The organism is Stenotrophomonas sp. LGBM10 (genome assembly GCF_046736075.1).
Lineage (GTDB): Bacteria > Pseudomonadota > Gammaproteobacteria > Xanthomonadales > Xanthomonadaceae > Stenotrophomonas.
In genome coordinates this window covers 307,740-323,798 of the sequence record NZ_CP177163.1, presented here as the reverse complement: position 1 = coordinate 323,798, position 16,059 = coordinate 307,740, and the positions used below count along the sequence as shown (strand labels likewise).

Here is a 16,059-nt window from a genome sequence, read left to right as displayed (position 1 = left end):
CTGTGTACTTCAAGTCGCTTGATTACCCCATCATCGTCATCGACGACGATTACGAGTCCCCGCGCATCGGCGGCATCCTGATCCGCGCCCTGGTCGATGAGCTGCGCAAGAACGACCAGCGCGTGCTGTGCGGCCTCACCCTGGCCGATGCCCAGGCCGGCGCCCGTACCTATGTGGCTGCCTCGGCGGTGCTGATCTCCATCGACGGAACCGAAGACAAGCCGGAACAGTTCCAGCGGCTGCTCGGTTTCCTGCGCGAGCAGAGCGCGCGGCGCGGCAACCTGCCGGTGTTCCTGTACGGCGAACGCCGCACCATCGAGAAGGTGCCGAGCAAGCTGCTCAAGTACGTGCACGGCTATGTGTTCCTGTTCGAGGACACCAAGAGCTTCATCTCGCGGCAGGTGATGCGCGCGGCCGAAGACTACATGCAGAATCTGCTGCCGCCGTTCTTCAAGGCATTGATCCACCACACCGCCGAGTCGAACTATTCCTGGCACACGCCGGGCCATGCCGGTGGCGTGGCCTTCACCAAGTCGCCGGTGGGCCGGGCGTTCCACCAGTTCTACGGTGAGAACACCCTGCGCAGCGACCTGTCGATCTCGGTGCCGGAGCTGGGCTCGCTGCTCGACCACAGCGGCCCGATCAAGGAGGCCGAGAACGAGGCGGCGCGCAACTTCGGTGCCGACCACACCTTCTTCGTCACCAACGGCACCTCCACCGCCAACAAGATCGTCTGGCACGGCACCGTCGGCCGCGGCGATGTGGTGTTCGTGGACCGCAACTGCCACAAGTCGCTGCTGCACTCGCTGATCATGACCGGGGGCATTCCGGTCTACTTCACGCCCAGCCGCAACGCGCACGGCATCATCGGCCCGATCAGCCTGGACCAGTTCACCCCCGAAGCGCTGCAGCAGGCCATTGCCGCCAACCCGCTGGCCAGCAAGGCCTACAAGGCCGGCTCCAAGCCGCGCATCGCGGTGGTCACCAATTCCACCTACGACGGCCTGTGCTACAACGCCGAGAAGATCGCCGAGGAGATCGGCAGCGCGGTGGACTTCCTGCACTTCGACGAGGCCTGGTACGCCTATGCGGCGTTCCACCCGTTCTACGAGAACCACTACGGCATGGCCAAGGGCAAGCCGCGCGAGCAGGATGCGATCATCTTCACCACGCATTCCACGCACAAGCTGCTGGCCGCCTTCTCGCAGGCGTCGATGATCCATGTGCGCAATGCCGCCAGCCGCGAGCTGGACGCCGAACGCTTCAACGAAGCCTTCATGATGCACACCACCACCAGCCCGCACTACGGGGTGATCGCCGCGTGCGATGTGGCATCGAAGATGATGGAAGGTGCGGCCGGCGAGTCGCTCGTGCAGGAAATGCACGACGAGGCCATCGCTTTCCGTCGCGCGATGCTGCACGTGCGCGAGGACCTCGGTCGTGACGACTGGTGGTTCAGCGTGTGGCAGCCGGACAAGCTGGAACGTTCGCTGGCCAAGGGCGATGCACCGGCGCCGATGGTGGCCAAGCGCGAGGAATGGTATCTGCAGCCTGGCGCCCATTGGCATGGCTTCGACGGACTGGTCGAGGACTACGTGCTGATCGACCCGATCAAGGTGACCCTGCTGACCCCCGGGTTGTCGATGGACGGCGAGATGGGGCAGCGCGGCATCCCGGCGGCGGTGCTGAGCAAGTTCCTGTGGACGCGTGGCATCACGGTAGAGAAGACCAATCTCTACTCGGTGCTGTTCCTGTTCTCGATGGGCATCACCAAGGGCAAGTGGAGCACGCTGGTCACCGAGCTGATGGCGTTCAAGGAACTCTACGACAGCAACGCGCCGCTGAGCCGCGCCTTGCCGCAGCTGGCCGCCGACTACCCGCAGGCCTACGCGGGCTGGGGCCTGCGCGACCTGTGCCAGGCACTGCACGCGTTCAACGGCGAGTTCGCCGTGCCGCAGGTGATGCGCGAGATGTACGTGGACCTGCCCGAGCCGGTGCTGACGCCGGCCGAGGCCTACGACCATCTGGTGCGCGGGCAGATCGAGCGGGTCGACATCGAAGCGATCAGCGGCCGCATCGCCGGCACCATGCTGGTGCCGTACCCGCCGGGCATCCCCACGATCATGCCGGGCGAGCGTTTCGGCGCCACCGACGAGCCGATCATCCAGTCGCTGCGCATCGCCCGTGAGCAGAACGCACGGTTCCCGGGCTTCGAGTCGGACGTGCACGGCCTTATCATCGACCGCGACGGCGATACGCCGACCTACAAGGTGGAGGTGCTGAAGGTCTGACGCCCGCGCGACGGACCCTCGGCAGGCGATGGATACAGCACGCGAGCAGCGGGTCCTCAAACTCTCCATCGGGGTGACGATGGCGGTCAGCGCCGTCGGCTTCGGGGGTGGCCTGCTGGTTGGATCGCAGGCCATCCTGTTTGATGGCGTGTACAGCCTGGTGGATGTGGCGCTCACCCTGGTGGCGCTGTCGGTGCTGCGGCTGGTGGCGCGGGAAGAAAGCCCGCGCTTCCAGTACGGCTATTGGCACCTGGAGCCGATGGTGGAAGCGCTGGGAGGGGCGATTCTGTCGCTGGCGTGCATCTACGCGCTGGCCAACGCGGTGATCGGCGTGACCACCGGCGGCCACGAGGTGAAGGCAGGGCCCGCCCTGGTGTGGGCCGCCGTGCTGTGCGTGAGCAACCTGGGGATGGCCGCGTTCGTGCGGACCCGCGCGATGCGGCTGCAGTCGGCCCTGTTGTGGCTGGACGTGCGCGCCTGGCTGTTGAGCGGGTTGATGAGCCTGGCGGTGGTGCTGGCCTTTGCGCTGGCGCTGCTGCTGCGCGGCGGCGGGCATGCACACTGGATTCCCTACCTGGACCCGCTGGTGCTGGCTGCGATCAGCCTGGCGGTGCTGCCGGTGCCGCTGCGCAGTGCCTGGAAGGCCATGCGCGAGGTACTGCAGGTGGCACCGGACACGCTGGATGCGCGCGTGCAGACAGTGATGAAGGCCTTTGTGGCCGAACACGGCTATCTGGATTTCACCAGCCACGTCGCCAAAATGGGGCGCATGCGGTTTGTCGAGATCCACATCCTGACCCATCCGGACACGGTCATCGGCACCATCGGCAGCGTGGATGCGCTGCGCGACGAGATCGCCGAGCGGCTGGACGCGCGCGGCAGCGAGTTCTGGCTGACCATCGATTTCACCGCCGACCCGGCGTGGACCTGAGCGGCTGCAGCGACCGCTACAGCCAGACGGAACGGCGCACGCTGACGTGGCTGATGCGGCCTCGGACGGTGTGGTAGGTCACGTCCAGCCCGCGCGTGAGCAGGGGCGATTCCTCGACGGGCACCCTGCACACCAGGCGATCTGGCAACGGTGGCTGGCAGCGGTAGTAGAGGAAGTCCGTTGACGCCGGATCGGCCGAGCGGCCGCGCATGGTGCGGTTGAGGCCAGCCTCTATCGTTGCCGCAGGCACCGCAACGCCGGGCAGGTCCAGTCCTGCGCTGTGGGTGAGCGTATCGATCGGCGTCACGCAACTGCAGGCCGATGGCGAATAGCCGACCAGCGCCACGCCCGCCACCAGCGCCGCCACGGCGGCCGAGGACACCAGCAATATCGTGCGCATTGCGTTCCTCCGTGCGGGAGCCTTCGCCGGCATCCTCGCACGACTGGGCGACGCGGCGACAGCGCCGACGGTGCGCTTGCACGGAATATATACAACATATATGGTGTGTATATTGACCGTATTGGAGCACCCGCATGGGCATCGTCAACATCGATGACGCGCTGCACGACAACCTGCGCCGCGCCAGCGGCGTGTCCGGCCGCTCGATCAACGCCCAGGCCGGGTTCTGGATCCGTATCGGCATGCTGTGCGAAATGAACCCCGGCCTGAGCTACCAGGAGATCGTCAGCCGTGAGCTGCGCGCCGCCGGCGTCGATCCGGGTCTGTTGCCGGCGGTGCCGGCATGATCAAGACGCCGGACGAACAGCAGCGCATGCGCGAAGCGGGTCGGCTGCTGGCGTCGGTGTTCGAGGCGTTGGACCGGTTGCCGCTGGAAGGCATGAGCACGCTGCAGGTCAACGACTGGGTCGAGCGCTTCATCGTGGACGAGCTGCAGGCGCGCCCGGCCAGCAAGGGCCAGTACGGCTTCGCGTATGTGCTCAACAGCTCGATCGACAACGTGGTCTGCCACGGCGTGCCATCGGCTGCGGACGTGCTGCGCGCCGGCAGTATCGTCAACCTGGACATCACCCTGGAGAAGGGGGGCTACATCGCCGATTCCAGCAAGACCTACCTGATCGGCGAGGTGGATTATGCGGCCCGGCGACTGGTACGGGTGACCCGCGAGGCGATGTGGAAGGGCATCGGTGTGGTACGGCCGGGCGCCACGCTGGGCGATATCGGCTTTGCGATCCAGCAGCACGCCAAGGCGCATGGCTACAGCGTGGTGCGCGAATTCTGCGGCCACGGCATCGGCCGGGAGATGCATGAAGAGCCGCAGGTGCTGCACTACGGCCGCCGTGGCGATGGACTGGCGCTGGAGGAGGGCATGACCTTCACCATCGAGCCGATGATCAACCAGGGCCGGGCGGCCATCGACATGAGCGAGGATGGCTGGACGGTGACCACCCGCGATGGCAGGTTGTCGGCGCAGGCCGAGCACACCGTCCTGGTGACCGCCGGTGGGGTGGAGGTGTTGACCCTGCGTGCCGATGAGCGCGCGACGCGGTGATGCCACCGCCGGGCAGGGCATGGCGCTGCCGGGCGGGGGTCAACCGTCGCCGCGCGTGGACACCAGCTTGAGGAATGCCTCGTTCTGGTAGCGGCTCATGCGCAGCTGCTGGCCGGTGTCCAGCGTGACCACGTGGTGGCCGTTGAACCACGGATGGATCGCCTTGACCCGGCGCACGTTGACGATCGCCGACCGGTGCACGCGGGCGAAGTGGCGCGGGTCCAGCCGCGCCGCCAGCGCGGTCATGGTCTCGCGGAGTTCGTGCACGCGGTCGGCCAGGTGGATTTCGACGGTATTGCGTGACGCCTTGATCCAGACAATGTCGTCCACCGCGACCAGTACCACGTGCTCGTCCACGCGTACCGGAATGCGCTGCAGGTAGTCCTCGCGCTGGCGCAGCGCATCCAGCGCCTGCAGGATCTGCGCCGAAGTGGCGGCGCCTGCGTGTGTGGAGGCGGCAGCCAGCCGCGCCTTGGCCCGTTGCAGCGTGGTCGCGAAGCGTTCGCGGCTGAACGGTTTGACCAGGTAGTCCACCGCATTGGCCTCGAATGCCTTGACCGCATACTGCTCGTAGGCAGTGACGAAGATGGTGGCCGGCATCCGCCCCGCACCGATGGTGGCGACCACATCCATGCCGTTGATCGCCGGCATCTGGATATCCAGGAACACCAGGTCCGGCGATTGATTGCGGATCGCGGCCACTGCCGACACACCGTCCCCGCACTCGCCGACGATCTCGATGTCGGGATCGTCGCGCAGCAGGCGCACGATGGCGTGGCGCGCGATCGGCTCGTCGTCCACCACCAGCGCGGCGAGGGTCATGCGGGCGATACGCCGGGATCGAACTCGGGCGCGTCATCGGCGCTGTCCAGTTCGCGGTACGGCACACGGATGCGGCAGACCACGCCTTCGGGCCAGATCATGTCCAGCCGCACGTCCGCCGCGTCGCCATACAGTTCGCGCAGGCGCAGCCGCGTGTTGGACATGCCGATGCCGTGGCCGGCCGATGCGGTGGGTTCGGCAGACAGCGTGCTGTTGCGGTTGCGTACCTCGATGCACAGCGCATCGCCGTCGCGCCGCGTTTCGATGTCGATGGTGTCGCTGCCCACGCGCTGGCCGATGCCGTGGCGCAACGCGTTCTCCACCAGCGGCTGCAGGATCAGGCTGGGCACCGCGCAGTCCAGTGTGTCGGGGGCGATGTAGGTGCGGGTGGTCAGGCGGTCCTTGAAACGGATGCGCTGGATGCCGAGGTACAGCTCGATCAGGTCGAGCTCCTGGCGCAGGCGGATCTCCTGCCCGTCGTAGTCTTCCAGAAACGCACGCAGCAGATCGCTCAGGCGCAGCAGCATGTCCTCGGCCGACACGGTGTCTTCGTCGAGCAGGGTGATGATCGCGTGCAGCGTGTTGAACAGGAAGTGCGGCTGCAGCTGTGATTTCAATGCCAGCAGGCGCGACTGCGCCAGCTCGGTGGCCAGCTGGCTGGCTTCCAGTTCCCGCCGGGCCTTCTCGGCATGGAAATGCAGGGCCTGCTGGATGGCGAACAGCGTCCAGTAGGTCAGCAGCCCGATGGCGAAGTGCTGTTCCAGGAAGTACCCCAGCTGTTCGACAAGCCCGCTGGGCTCGAACAGGGTGGACACCAGCGCGCCGACGACCATCGCGGTGAACGTCATGCAGATGCTGGCGACCACCTGCGCGCCAAGCCCGTGGAAGCGCTGGGCGCCGCGGACCGGGAAGCGTTCGGCGAGGCGGAAGACGGTAGGCGCCAGGGCCGCCCAGGTGTACCACTGGATCAGCGACCAGCGGGTCAGGTCCCACAGCGGCCAGTCGGTGCCAGGCATGCCGCTGTTGACCGAGTTCTGCACGGCGAACACCACCGCCACCAGCGTCCACAGGGCGATGTAGCGTGACAGGCGGATCTGGGTAGTGCCGAGGCGGACGTTCATGCGGGGATTCCGGGCCACGCGTCTGTGGCGAGCGCCATCTTAGGCAGGCACCGCGCGTGCGGGAAGCGCCATGACGGCCCATTACGATTGGTCCGCGCGGGGCGACGATTGGTCCCGGATCGATTGGCGGCGGTGCTGTCACGGCGCCTGATGCAGGTGTCCTTCACTGCTCCGGAGACACCGCCATGTACCTGATCCGTCCCTTTCTGATGATCGCGCTGACGCTTGTGCCGCTCGCCGTTCCGATGCGGGCCGCCGCCGACGCGGCCCCCTATCTTGGTCTGCTCAACCGCGCCCATGACAGCATCACCGCGGTTGCGGCGGCGCCTGCCGGCACCGATGCGTTCGCGCCTGTGGCGATCGATCCGCTGCCGGGCGGCGGTGGCGGCACCACGGTCCAGCTGGGCGTGCCGGGCTGCCGGTTCGATCTGCGCCTGACGTTCCGCACGGGGCACCGCGCGGTCTACCAAGGTGTGGACGTGTGCCGGGGCGACACCCTGGTCATCGCCCCGCTGCCGCGCTGATCGCAGCGGTCAGCGCAGCAGGGCGATCACGCCCGCGGGAGGCGCAGCCGTCGGTTCGGCGGCCTCATTCGTGCGCCTGCGCAGGATCGCCGGATGCAGGGCTGTCGGCGGCCGTCCGGAACTGGATGACCTTGTCGAGGGTGAAGCCGGGCAGCATGCCGCGCAGTTCCTCGATCATCGCCTGGCGCGAGGCCTCCGCGCCGTCACTGGGCAGGCCTGCCTCAAGCGCGCGGCGGTAGGTGTCCAGACCGGCCGCCTGCAACGCGGGATCGCAGTGCGACGCGGCCGCCACTGCGATCTCGGTCGCGCTGGCGGTGCTGCGGTAGTGCTGCTGTGCGTAGGCGAAGTGGCACCCCAGCAACGCCGCCAGCGGCAGGTCCTGCGCCGGTGCGGTGTCCTGCGCGTGTACAAGGGCCGGTGCGGTGCCCACCAGTGCGAGCAGTGCGAGGCGGAGGTGGGGAGGCATGGCGTTTCCTGTCGAGGTGGGTCGTGGCGGGCGCGGTCAGGACGCACCCGGGCGATCGACCGGCGCCCAGTGTCCCATCCGCTCGGCCACCCATTCAATGAAGGCGGGCAGTTTGGCGCTCACGTGCCGGTTCGGCGGGAACGCGACATGCATGGGCATCGGCGCGATCCGCCAGTCTGCAAACAGCGGCACCAGTTCGCCGCTGGCCAGGTGGGGTGCGGCCATGTAGTGCGGCAGCCACAGCGCGCCCAGACCGGCCACCCCCGCGGCGAGGTAGGCGTTGCCGTCGTCGACCGACAGCAGATGGCGTCCGCGCACGGTGACCTGTTCCTCGCCACGGTGCATGGCGTACGGGCGCACGCTGCCGCTGCGCGAGCGCAGGTACGCGACGATGTGGTGCGGTGCGTCCTGCAGGTCCAGCGGATGGGCCGGTGTCCCGGCGCGCTGCAGATAGGCGGGCGCGGCGAAGATGCCGGCCTGCAGGTCGCCGATGCGACGGGCGACCAGCGAAGGTTCGGCGATGTCGCCACCGCGGATCACGCAGTCCACGTGCTCGTCGATCAGGTCCACATCGCGGTCGCTGACGCCGAGGTCGAGCTGGATGTCCGGGTAACGCGCGTGGAAGTCGGGCAGGGCAGGCACCAGCAGCAGGCGTGCGAACGGCGCGGGTACATCGATGCGCAGGCGGCCGCGGGGCAGGGCGGCGGCGCCGGACAGGCTGGTCTCGGCGTCGTCGAGGTCGGCCAGCAGGCGCAGCACACGCGCGTAATAGGCGGCACCGTCGGCGGTGACGTTGACCTGGCGGGTGGTGCGGTTGAGCAGCCGCACCCGCAACCGGGCCTCCAGCTGCTGGACCAGCTGGGTCACGGTGGTCCGGCTCATGTGCAGCGTCTGCGCGGCCTTGGTGAAGCTGCCGGTTTCCACCACGCGGGCGAAGGCGAGCATTGCGTCGAACCGGTCCATCTGCACTCCCGTCACGATTGTTTGGATTCCACGAACAGTGATGGTCAGTCCTGCCGGTTTATCAAGGCCCCACCGACGCCTACCGTGGCGCCATCCCCTTGGACGGCCCGCCGTGGCCTTGGAGCAGACGATGGCAACACGCGATGTGGTTTTCCCGCCGGGCCGGCAGGCCCTCTACGACCGCAACCGCTATTCGCCGGCCGTGCGTGCCGACGGGTTCCTGTTCGTTTCCGGGCAGGTCGGCAGCCGTGAGGACGGGTCGCCCGAACCGACGCTGGAGGCGCAGGTGCACCGCGCGTTCGCCAACCTCAACGCCATCCTGGCTGCGGCGGGCTGCAGTTTCGATGATGTGGTGGACGTCACCGTGTTCCTGGTCGATCCGGAGCGGATCTTCGAGCGCGTCTGGGCGATCGTGCCCACGTACTGGGGCCAGGCGCCGTACCCGGCCCTGACCGGCATCGGGGTGACGTGGCTGTACGGCTTCGATGTGGAGATCAAGGTGATCGCACGGTTGCCGACGGCCTGATGGTGCGCGCCCGGTCTACATCGGCAGCCGCCAGGACTGTTTGATCTTCTGCATCGGAATCTCGGTCTTGACGCTCTGCACGCCCTTGATGCGGTTGAGGTGGTCGACCTGGAACTGGCGGTAGGCGTCCAGGTCGGCCACCGCGATGCGCAGCAGGAAATCGCAGTCGCCCGCCATGAGGTAGCACTCGAGCACCTGCGGGAACTGCCGCACCGCGTCGACGAAGCGGTTGGTGGTGTCTTCGTCCTGACCGGTCAGCCAGACCCGTGCGAACACGGTGAACCCCATGCCGACCTTGGCCGCGTCGAGCAGGGCGACATAGCCGCTGATGATGCCGGCCTCTTCGAGCAGCCGCACCCGGCGCAGGCATGGGGAGGGTGAGAGGCCCACCCGCTTGGCCAGCTCCACGTTCTGGATGCGTCCGTCCTGCTGGAGTGCGGCGAGGATGCGGCGGTCGATGGCGTCGAGTACCAGTGGCATGAGAGGGGCCTCAATCGGCAGATACGTGGCAGCGGATGCCAGTATGAGGTGAAAATGGGGCACCAACGCAACCAAATGCCGATGGGGATGGCCGAAAATATCGCCATCCCCACCTTGTCGTTTCCGGCTCATGGACGCTTCCTCCCACTCCCCTCTACCCCTGTCCACCACCGCCCCGCCACGCCGCGAGCTGTGGCGGGGCATGGTTGATGCCCTGCCGGTGATGGCCGGTTTCGTTCCGTTCGCGCTGGTGCTGGGCGCGCAGGCGACCCAGAAGGGCATGCCCGCGCTGGCGGTCTCGCTGATGACCGGGCTGAACTTCGGCGGCGGCTCTGAGTTCGCCGCCGTGGCCCTGTGGACCTCGCCGCCCCACCTGCTGCTGATCGTGGCGATGACCCTGCTGGTCAACAGCCGCCACCTGCTGATGGGCGCGATCCTGGCGCCGTACCTGCAGCGCCTGCCGAAGCGCCGTGTGCTGCCCGCGCTGTTCTTCATGTGCGATGAAAGCTGGGCGATGGGCCTGGCCGACGCACGCCGTCGCGGTGTTTTCAGCCTGCGCTACTACATGGGCGTGTCGTTGGCGCTGTACCTGACCTGGATCGTGTCCACGGCGGTGGGCGCGCTGGTGGGGCCGTTGATCGGCGACATCGAGGCGTGGGGCCTGCACATGGCCTTCCCGGCCGTCTTTCTGGTGTTGCTGCGCGGGATGTGGAAGGGGCTGGGTGCGGCACGCCCGTGGCTGGTGAGCCTGGTGGTGGCCGCCGCGACACACCTGCTGGTGCCGGGTGCGTGGTACGTCGCGGCGGGCGCGGTGTCCGGACTGGTCGCCGCCTGGTTCTGGGCGAAGCAGTCATGATCGATGCGATGACCGTACTGACCATCGTGGGCATGGCGCTGGCGACCTACCTGACCCGCGTTCTGGGCTTTCTCGCGCTGCGCAACCGCACGCTCGGCGCACGCGCGGTGACAGTGATGGAGGCGGCGCCGGGCTGTGTGCTGATCTCGGTGATCGCGCCGCATTTCGTTGCCGAACGGCCTGCCGACCTGATCGCGCTGGCGGTGACGCTGCTGGCCGCCACGCGGTTGTCGATGCTGCCCACGGTGGTCATCGGCGTGGTGACGGCCGGTGTGCTGCGCCATCTGATCGGCTGACGCGCGGGTGCGCCGCGGCGGGCCTTCACGTGCCGCCGCACGCCCGGTGCCGATAGTAGGGCCTGTTCCTGCTGCCGGTTGCCGTTGCCCATGCCATTGATTCCCGAGCGCGTACGGCGCTGGCCCCGGCCGTGGCGCGTGGCGCTGTTGTCGCTGCTGGTGGTGTACGCCCTGTACCTGGTGGCCGGCAACGTGTTCCTCAACACGCCCTTGTTCGATGCGGTCACCAACCGCAAGCCGGAGAAGTTCGCGATGCAGACCGGTGCGGCGCTGACCCTGGTGCCGGGCCACGCCATCGTCTGGAACGTGCGCATGCGCGGCCAGGCCAACCGCACCGTGTACATCTTCCGTGCCGACCGCGCCAGCGCATGGATTGCCTTGCCGGCGCTGCTGCGGCGCGAAGTGCGTATCCTGCGGATCGACGCCAGTGGCGTGGAATCGGAGGTGGAACGTGTTGACGCGGCGATTCCGCCGCCGCCACGCAGCGACCGCGGCTGGACCCTGCGCTTCGACGCGATCCACAGTGACAGCATCCGCAGCGGACGCTTCGGCAAACTGCAGGTGACCGGCCAGGGCAGCGGCACGGTCGGGTTCCTCAAGCAGCTGCGCGGCGGCCCGTCGGAACTGTTCGATTCCACCGCGGCGTTCGAGCAGGCGGTGGTGACCTTCGATGGCATCAAGGTGCTGGACGACGCGCACCTTGAGGCGCGTTTCCGCTACCCGCGCCACTATCGCGACGAGGCCCCGGGCCTGCGCAAGTTCGACATCACCTGGGCGCAGCTCAGGATCGATGCGCGCAGCCAGGGGCTGAGCCTGGATACCGCCGGTGCGCATATCAAGGTGGGCAGCGTGCCGTCCAACGCCCGGCTCAACGCCGACGTGACGATGGACCGCGGTGTGCTGCAGCCCGGCAGCCGCGTGGTCTGGCGCGTGCCGGTGCACGCCGGCGTGCATGCCATCGATCGCGGCCTGCTGTCGCTGCAGCTGGATGTGGCGCAGGACATGCGCGTGCAGGCGCGGCTGCCACGCGACCCGGAGACGGGCAGTGAGCTGCACGCGGACCTGCGCGTGACCGGCCGCCGCATTCCGTTCCAGGCGCCGGCGGATCTGCTGCCGCGGCTGTCCGGGCAGGTCAGTGGTGCCTGGAAGTTCCAGTCCCTGAACTGGATCGCGGACCTGTTCGTGCGCAAGCCCTGGTTCCATCTGGATGGCGGCGGTCTGCTCCAGGGCGGCCTGAAGATTGCCGAGGGTCAGCTTGCGCCGGGCAGTACGCTGGATATCCCGCAGGTGGCTGCGGTGGCCGAGGTGGCCGGTGTCCGCCTGCAGGGCGACGCCAACGCGCACGGCAGCATCGTGGCCGGCACGCCCGCGCAGGCGCAGCTGGACGTGACGATTCCCCGCTTCCGCGCGGCACCGACGGCCGCACCGAAGGCACTGCTGTTCGACGGTCGCGACATGGCCCTGACCCTGCGCGGCGATGCGCGGCTGCAGCAGCTGCGTGACGGCATGCGTGCGCACCTGCGCTTCAACGATGCACGGGTGCCGGACCTGACCGCCTACAACCGCTACCTGGGGGGCGACAACGTGCGCCTGCTCGGTGGCACCGGCCTGCTCAGCGGCGATGTCGAACTGGATTCGGCCGGCCGGGTGGGTACCGGTCGCGCCGACCTGCGCGGTCGAGGTGCGCAGCTGCAGGTGGCCGGCATGGCGATGCGCGGGGACGCGCAGTTGAAGGCACGGGTACAGCGGGCCGACTTCGACGCCAGGCAGTTCGACGTGGGCGGTACCACGGTGGAGCTGCGCAACATCCGCGTCGGTGACGCCACCGCGCCGGCCAACTGGTGGGGCACCGTGGCGCTGCGCCAGGGCCACATCGATGCGGCGGCACCGTTCGAGGTTGCTGCGCAGGCCGATCTGCGCCTGCGCGATGCCGGTCCGTTGCTGGGCGTGTTCGCCGAACGCAGTGCCTACCCGCGCTGGGTGCTGGGCCTGCTGGATGCGGGCGAGGTCCAGGCCAGCGGCCAACTGCGCTGGCGCAGTGGCGAGTTGTGGGTGGATGACCTGCAGGCCGAGAACGAGCGCCTGTCGCTGCGCGCGCGGCTCGACCTTGCCAGGGCGCAGCGGCGCGGCAACCTCTACATACGCTGGGGCGTGCTGGGGGCGGGGATCGCGCTGGATGGCCAGCAGCGCACGTGGCACCTGGCCGGCGCGCGTGAGTGGTACGACCAGCAGCCGCGCGTGTTGCCGCCGACCGGGCCGGCGCCCTGACGGGCGATCGTTGCGTTGCCGGGGGTCAGGCGCTGCGGCTGGGCAGGGGCACGCGCGGCGGCGACGTCAGGTGATCGGCGTGTGTCGCGCAGGTTTCCCGCCCGGGCACCTGCCGGGGCGGCGCGGCCGCCACGTCGTCGCCGTCCCCGGCGTCTGCGGCCAGCTGACGGGCCAGGTCGGCATTGGTGATGTGGCCCTGCAGGAACAGCAGCGCGGCATACATGTTCATATCCGGTCCTCCACTTGAGTGGAGTTGACGATAGGTGCAGGATGCAGGGCGAAAAAGCGATATTTCCGCAACTTTGCCTTGAGCTGGATTCAAGTCGATATGTCACGCATCCCCCTCCAGGCACTGCAGAACTTCGTCACTGCGGCGCGCCTGGGCAACCTCACCCGGGCGGCGGAAACGCTGAACCTCACCGTCAGCGCGCTCAGTCACCAGATGCGCCAGCTCGAACAGCGGCTTGGCTACCCGCTGCTGGTGCGCCAACCCCGTGGCGTGGCGGTCACCGCCGAGGGCCAGCGGCTGCTCGAACAGATCGGCCCGCACCTGGATGCGATCGGCCAGGCGGTACAGCCGTTTGCCGCGCGGCATGACCGCGTGCTGACGGTCAGCGCGCTGCCGTCGATGACGTCCAACTGGCTGGTGCCGCGGCTGGGCTCGTTCGTGGCCGCGCACCCGCAGATCGAACTGAGCCTGGAGTCCAGCGAGCGCCTCATCGACTTCGAGCGCCAACTGCAGATCGACGCCGCCCTGCGGGTCGGTGCGGGGCAGTGGCAGGGCCTGGTGGCCGAGGCGCTGTTCGACGAATGGCTGGTGCCGATGGCCAGCCCGTCGCTGGTCGACCGCATGGGAGGGGTGGCGGGCAGGCCGTTGTCGCAGTGGCCGCTGCTCGGCGACCCGGATGGGGAATGGCAGCGCTGGTTCGCCTTGGCCGGCGACACACCGCCCGCCCGTTACGTGGCCATGCTCAACGACTCCGAGGCGCACCACCGCGCTGCGCTGGATGGATTCGGGGTGGCGCTGGGGCGGGTGACGCGGGCGCGGCTGCTGCTCGATTCCGGGCAGCTGATCGCGCTGTCGCCGCACCGGCTGAGGACACGCTGGTCGCACTGGCTGGTGTACCCGCCGCGCTCTGCATCGCACCAGGGATTTCTGGCGTTCCGTGCCTGGCTGCACGCGCAGGCGCTGGAGCACGGCAGGCACATGCAGGCGATGGCGACCGCCTGAGCCCCCGCGCGGGCGGCGGGGGCAGGGTTCAGGGGGCAGCGACGTCGCGGTACACCGCCGCGCTGCTCAGCACCTTCAGACCGTCCGGTCCACTGTGCAGCACGCGCTGTTCGCCGACGGCCTGCTGCCACTGCAGATGGAAGCCATCGCGGGCAGGCAGGCGGCCGGCCAACGCGGCAAGGTGGTCGCGGGCGCCTGGCCCGTCGCTGTCGAACTGGCCCCAACGCACACCGTGGCAGTGGACAATCAGCCGATAGCCACTCATGCCGCCGCCTCCAGCCAGGTGGCGAACAGGTCACGCGCGGCGGCGGCGAGCGGTGCGCCGTAGCGCGCTGCCTGTTCGCGCAGCACACGCGGATCGATACCGGCGGCGTGCAGTTCGTGGGCGTGTCCGATCAGCCAGGTCTCGATGCGGCGTGCGTCGATCTCGGGGTGGCACTGCAGGCCAAGTACATGGGTGCCGAGCGCGAACGCCTGCTGCGCGCAGGCTGCTGTTGCGGCCAGGCGCTGTGCGCCGGGCGGCAGGGTAAAGGCCTCGCCGTGCCAGTGCAGCACCGGAATGCCGGCGACGGCACGCAGTGGTGAGGCCATGCCGGCGTCGGTGAGCGAAAGCGGGGAGAAGCCGATTTCCTTGGCACCCATCGGTGCGACCTGGGCACCCAGCGCGCGGGCAATCAGCTGGGCGCCCAGACAGATGCCGAGGGTGGGGCGCTGCTGCTGCAGGCGGCGTTGCAGCTGTGCCAGCTGGAGGCGCAGGAACGGGTGGGTGTCGGTGTCGTTGGCGCTGATGGGCCCGCCGAGCACGATCAACAGGTCGGCCGTTTCCGCGGCATCCAGCGGATCCACGCCGGCCTGCAGCGTCTGCAGTTCCCAGCCGCGTTCGGCCAGCACCGGGCCCAGCGTTCCGCAGTCTTCGAAGGCGACGTGCTGGATGGCAACGGCGCGGCGGTGCGGGGCGGCGCTCATGGCGCAGGCTCCGTCGCAGGCGTGGGCCAGTAGAAACTGTCCGGCGTGCGGCGGGCACCGAAGATGGCCTGGCCGACACGCACGACCGTGGCGCCTTCCTCGATGGCGATCTCGACATCGCCGGACATGCCCATCGACAACGCGTCCAGGTTCACCCCCGCCGGCAGCTGCGGCGACAGCCGCTCGCGCAGCTCGCGCAGGCGCACGAAGCAGGGACGCACCTGCGCCGGGTCGGGGGAGAACACCGCCAGCGTCATCAGCCCGCGCACGCGCAGCTGCGGAAACGCGGGCAGCTGCTGCACGAAATCGGCGACGGCAATCGGGTCCAGCCCGTACTTGCTGGCCTCGCCGGAGGTATTGACCTGCACGAACACGTCCAGCGTGCGCTGTTCCACGGCCAGCCGCTGGTCCAGTGCCTCGGCCACACGCAGGCTGTCCAGCGCCTGGAACTCGCTGGCGAAGCGCGCCACGTCGCGCGCCTTGTTGGTCTGCAGGTGGCCGATCACCGACCAGCGCAGACCGGCCAGGTCGGCCATTGCGGCCGCCTTGCGCTGCGCTTCCTGCACCTTGTTCTCGCCCAGTTCGTGGCAGCCGGCCTGCCAGGCCAGGCGCAGCCGTGCCTCATCGACGGTTTTGCTGACCGGCAGCAGACGGACATCGGCGGGATCGCGACCGGCGCGCGCGCAGGCGCGGGCAATGCGCTGTCGGACCACGTCGAGGTTGTGCGCGATCTCGTCGACGGTGGTGGCCTGCGGCCAGTCGGGTGGGGCGAGGGGCATGGGGGGACTCCAGTGTGCAACACTGTCA

At 68.6% G+C, this 16,059-nt stretch carries 20 protein-coding genes; 10 read left to right on the top strand and 10 right to left on the bottom strand.

The annotated features are described in order from the left end of the window. Positions 1 to 2: 2 nt before the first annotated feature. The gene (locus ACLB90_RS01335) at positions 3 to 2,291 is read left to right on the top strand and encodes an Orn/Lys/Arg decarboxylase N-terminal domain-containing protein (protein ID WP_411851274.1); all 2,289 of its coding nucleotides are present in this window, start codon (positions 3 to 5) and stop codon (positions 2,289 to 2,291) included. A gap of 28 nt (positions 2,292 to 2,319) precedes the next feature. Beyond that, the gene (locus tag ACLB90_RS01330; RefSeq protein WP_411851273.1) at positions 2,320 to 3,222 is read left to right on the top strand and encodes a cation diffusion facilitator family transporter; all 903 of its coding nucleotides are present in this window, start codon (positions 2,320 to 2,322) and stop codon (positions 3,220 to 3,222) included. Between the two features lie 16 nt (positions 3,223 to 3,238). Here ACLB90_RS01330 and ACLB90_RS01325 read toward each other — a convergent pair whose 3' ends face one another. Continuing rightward, positions 3,239 to 3,622: a hypothetical protein gene (locus ACLB90_RS01325; protein WP_411851272.1), complete on the bottom strand. Its 384-nt coding sequence runs from the start codon at positions 3,620 to 3,622 to the stop codon at positions 3,239 to 3,241. A gap of 134 nt (positions 3,623 to 3,756) precedes the next feature. Between ACLB90_RS01325 and ACLB90_RS01320 the strand changes: the two genes are divergently transcribed. Both ACLB90_RS01320 and map read left to right on the top strand, forming a co-directional pair. Next, on the top strand, positions 3,757 to 3,969 hold the full coding sequence (locus ACLB90_RS01320) for a ParD-like family protein (protein ID WP_017357149.1): 213 nt from the start codon (positions 3,757 to 3,759) through the stop codon (positions 3,967 to 3,969). Further along, the gene (gene map, locus ACLB90_RS01315) at positions 3,966 to 4,733 is read left to right on the top strand and encodes a type I methionyl aminopeptidase (protein WP_411851271.1); all 768 of its coding nucleotides are present in this window, start codon (positions 3,966 to 3,968) and stop codon (positions 4,731 to 4,733) included. The genes ACLB90_RS01320 and map overlap by 4 nt, the downstream gene beginning before the upstream one ends. Before the next feature lie 39 nt (positions 4,734 to 4,772). On the opposite strand, the gene ACLB90_RS01310 is transcribed toward map, so the two are convergent. Together ACLB90_RS01310 and ACLB90_RS01305 are read right to left on the bottom strand one after the other, a co-directional pair. Next, positions 4,773 to 5,555 (bottom strand): LytR/AlgR family response regulator transcription factor, encoded by a 783-nt coding sequence (locus ACLB90_RS01310; RefSeq protein WP_411851270.1) that lies wholly within the window; start codon positions 5,553 to 5,555, stop codon positions 4,773 to 4,775. Next, complete coding sequence (locus ACLB90_RS01305; protein ID WP_411851269.1) at positions 5,552 to 6,676, bottom strand: sensor histidine kinase; 1,125 nt, start codon at positions 6,674 to 6,676, stop codon at positions 5,552 to 5,554. Before ACLB90_RS01305 ends, ACLB90_RS01310 begins: the two co-directional genes overlap by 4 nt. Before the next feature lie 185 nt (positions 6,677 to 6,861). On the opposite strand from ACLB90_RS01305, the gene ACLB90_RS01300 reads away from it, so the two are divergent. Next, positions 6,862 to 7,200: a hypothetical protein gene (locus ACLB90_RS01300; protein ID WP_411851268.1), complete on the top strand. Its 339-nt coding sequence runs from the start codon at positions 6,862 to 6,864 to the stop codon at positions 7,198 to 7,200. A 64-nt stretch (positions 7,201 to 7,264) separates the two neighbouring features. Here ACLB90_RS01300 and ACLB90_RS01295 read toward each other — a convergent pair whose 3' ends face one another. Together ACLB90_RS01295 and ACLB90_RS01290 are read right to left on the bottom strand one after the other, a co-directional pair. Continuing rightward, entirely contained in the window at positions 7,265 to 7,666 is a 402-nt protein-coding gene (locus tag ACLB90_RS01295) for a hypothetical protein (RefSeq protein ID WP_411851267.1), read from the bottom strand. 36 nt (positions 7,667 to 7,702) lie between these two features. Next, entirely contained in the window at positions 7,703 to 8,647 is a 945-nt protein-coding gene (locus ACLB90_RS01290; RefSeq protein WP_411852670.1) for a LysR substrate-binding domain-containing protein, read from the bottom strand. A gap of 112 nt (positions 8,648 to 8,759) precedes the next feature. Here ACLB90_RS01290 and ACLB90_RS01285 point away from each other — a divergent pair, with 112 nt between their 5' ends. Then, entirely contained in the window at positions 8,760 to 9,155 is a 396-nt protein-coding gene (locus ACLB90_RS01285; protein WP_411851266.1) for a RidA family protein, read from the top strand. A gap of 15 nt (positions 9,156 to 9,170) precedes the next feature. On the opposite strand, the gene ACLB90_RS01280 is transcribed toward ACLB90_RS01285, so the two are convergent. Then, positions 9,171 to 9,635, bottom strand: a complete 465-nt coding sequence (locus ACLB90_RS01280) for an Lrp/AsnC family transcriptional regulator (RefSeq protein ID WP_411851265.1) — start codon at positions 9,633 to 9,635, stop codon at positions 9,171 to 9,173. 130 nt (positions 9,636 to 9,765) lie between these two features. On the opposite strand from ACLB90_RS01280, the gene ACLB90_RS01275 reads away from it, so the two are divergent. From ACLB90_RS01275 to ACLB90_RS01265, 3 genes are all read left to right on the top strand, one after another. Next, positions 9,766 to 10,491, top strand: a complete 726-nt coding sequence (locus ACLB90_RS01275; RefSeq protein ID WP_411851264.1) for an AzlC family ABC transporter permease — start codon at positions 9,766 to 9,768, stop codon at positions 10,489 to 10,491. A gap of 8 nt (positions 10,492 to 10,499) precedes the next feature. Further along, on the top strand, positions 10,500 to 10,787 hold the full coding sequence (locus tag ACLB90_RS01270) for an AzlD family protein (protein ID WP_411851263.1): 288 nt from the start codon (positions 10,500 to 10,502) through the stop codon (positions 10,785 to 10,787). 90 nt (positions 10,788 to 10,877) lie between these two features. Further along, entirely contained in the window at positions 10,878 to 13,055 is a 2,178-nt protein-coding gene (locus ACLB90_RS01265) for a hypothetical protein (RefSeq protein ID WP_411851262.1), read from the top strand. 25 nt (positions 13,056 to 13,080) lie between these two features. Here the strand turns inward: ACLB90_RS01265 and ACLB90_RS01260 are convergent, their stop codons facing one another. Next, positions 13,081 to 13,284 carry a hypothetical protein gene (locus tag ACLB90_RS01260; protein ID WP_411851261.1) on the bottom strand — a complete coding sequence of 68 codons (204 nt, stop codon included), beginning with the start codon at positions 13,282 to 13,284 and terminating at the stop codon, positions 13,081 to 13,083. A gap of 99 nt (positions 13,285 to 13,383) precedes the next feature. Here ACLB90_RS01260 and ACLB90_RS01255 point away from each other — a divergent pair, with 99 nt between their 5' ends. Next, positions 13,384 to 14,286 carry a LysR substrate-binding domain-containing protein gene (locus tag ACLB90_RS01255; RefSeq protein ID WP_411851260.1) on the top strand — a complete coding sequence of 301 codons (903 nt, stop codon included), beginning with the start codon at positions 13,384 to 13,386 and terminating at the stop codon, positions 14,284 to 14,286. Positions 14,287 to 14,314: 28 nt separating this feature from the next. Here ACLB90_RS01255 and ACLB90_RS01250 read toward each other — a convergent pair whose 3' ends face one another. From ACLB90_RS01250 to ACLB90_RS01240, 3 genes are read right to left on the bottom strand one after another with little or no spacing between them, the layout of a single operon-like run. After that, positions 14,315 to 14,551, bottom strand: a complete 237-nt coding sequence (locus ACLB90_RS01250; RefSeq protein ID WP_411851259.1) for a hypothetical protein — start codon at positions 14,549 to 14,551, stop codon at positions 14,315 to 14,317. Next, positions 14,548 to 15,252 carry a glutamine amidotransferase gene (locus ACLB90_RS01245; RefSeq protein ID WP_411851258.1) on the bottom strand — a complete coding sequence of 235 codons (705 nt, stop codon included), beginning with the start codon at positions 15,250 to 15,252 and terminating at the stop codon, positions 14,548 to 14,550. The genes ACLB90_RS01250 and ACLB90_RS01245 overlap by 4 nt, the downstream gene beginning before the upstream one ends. Continuing rightward, the gene (locus tag ACLB90_RS01240) at positions 15,249 to 16,031 is read right to left on the bottom strand and encodes a YggS family pyridoxal phosphate-dependent enzyme (RefSeq protein ID WP_411851257.1); all 783 of its coding nucleotides are present in this window, start codon (positions 16,029 to 16,031) and stop codon (positions 15,249 to 15,251) included. Before ACLB90_RS01240 ends, ACLB90_RS01245 begins: the two co-directional genes overlap by 4 nt. Positions 16,032 to 16,059 lie beyond the last annotated feature (28 nt).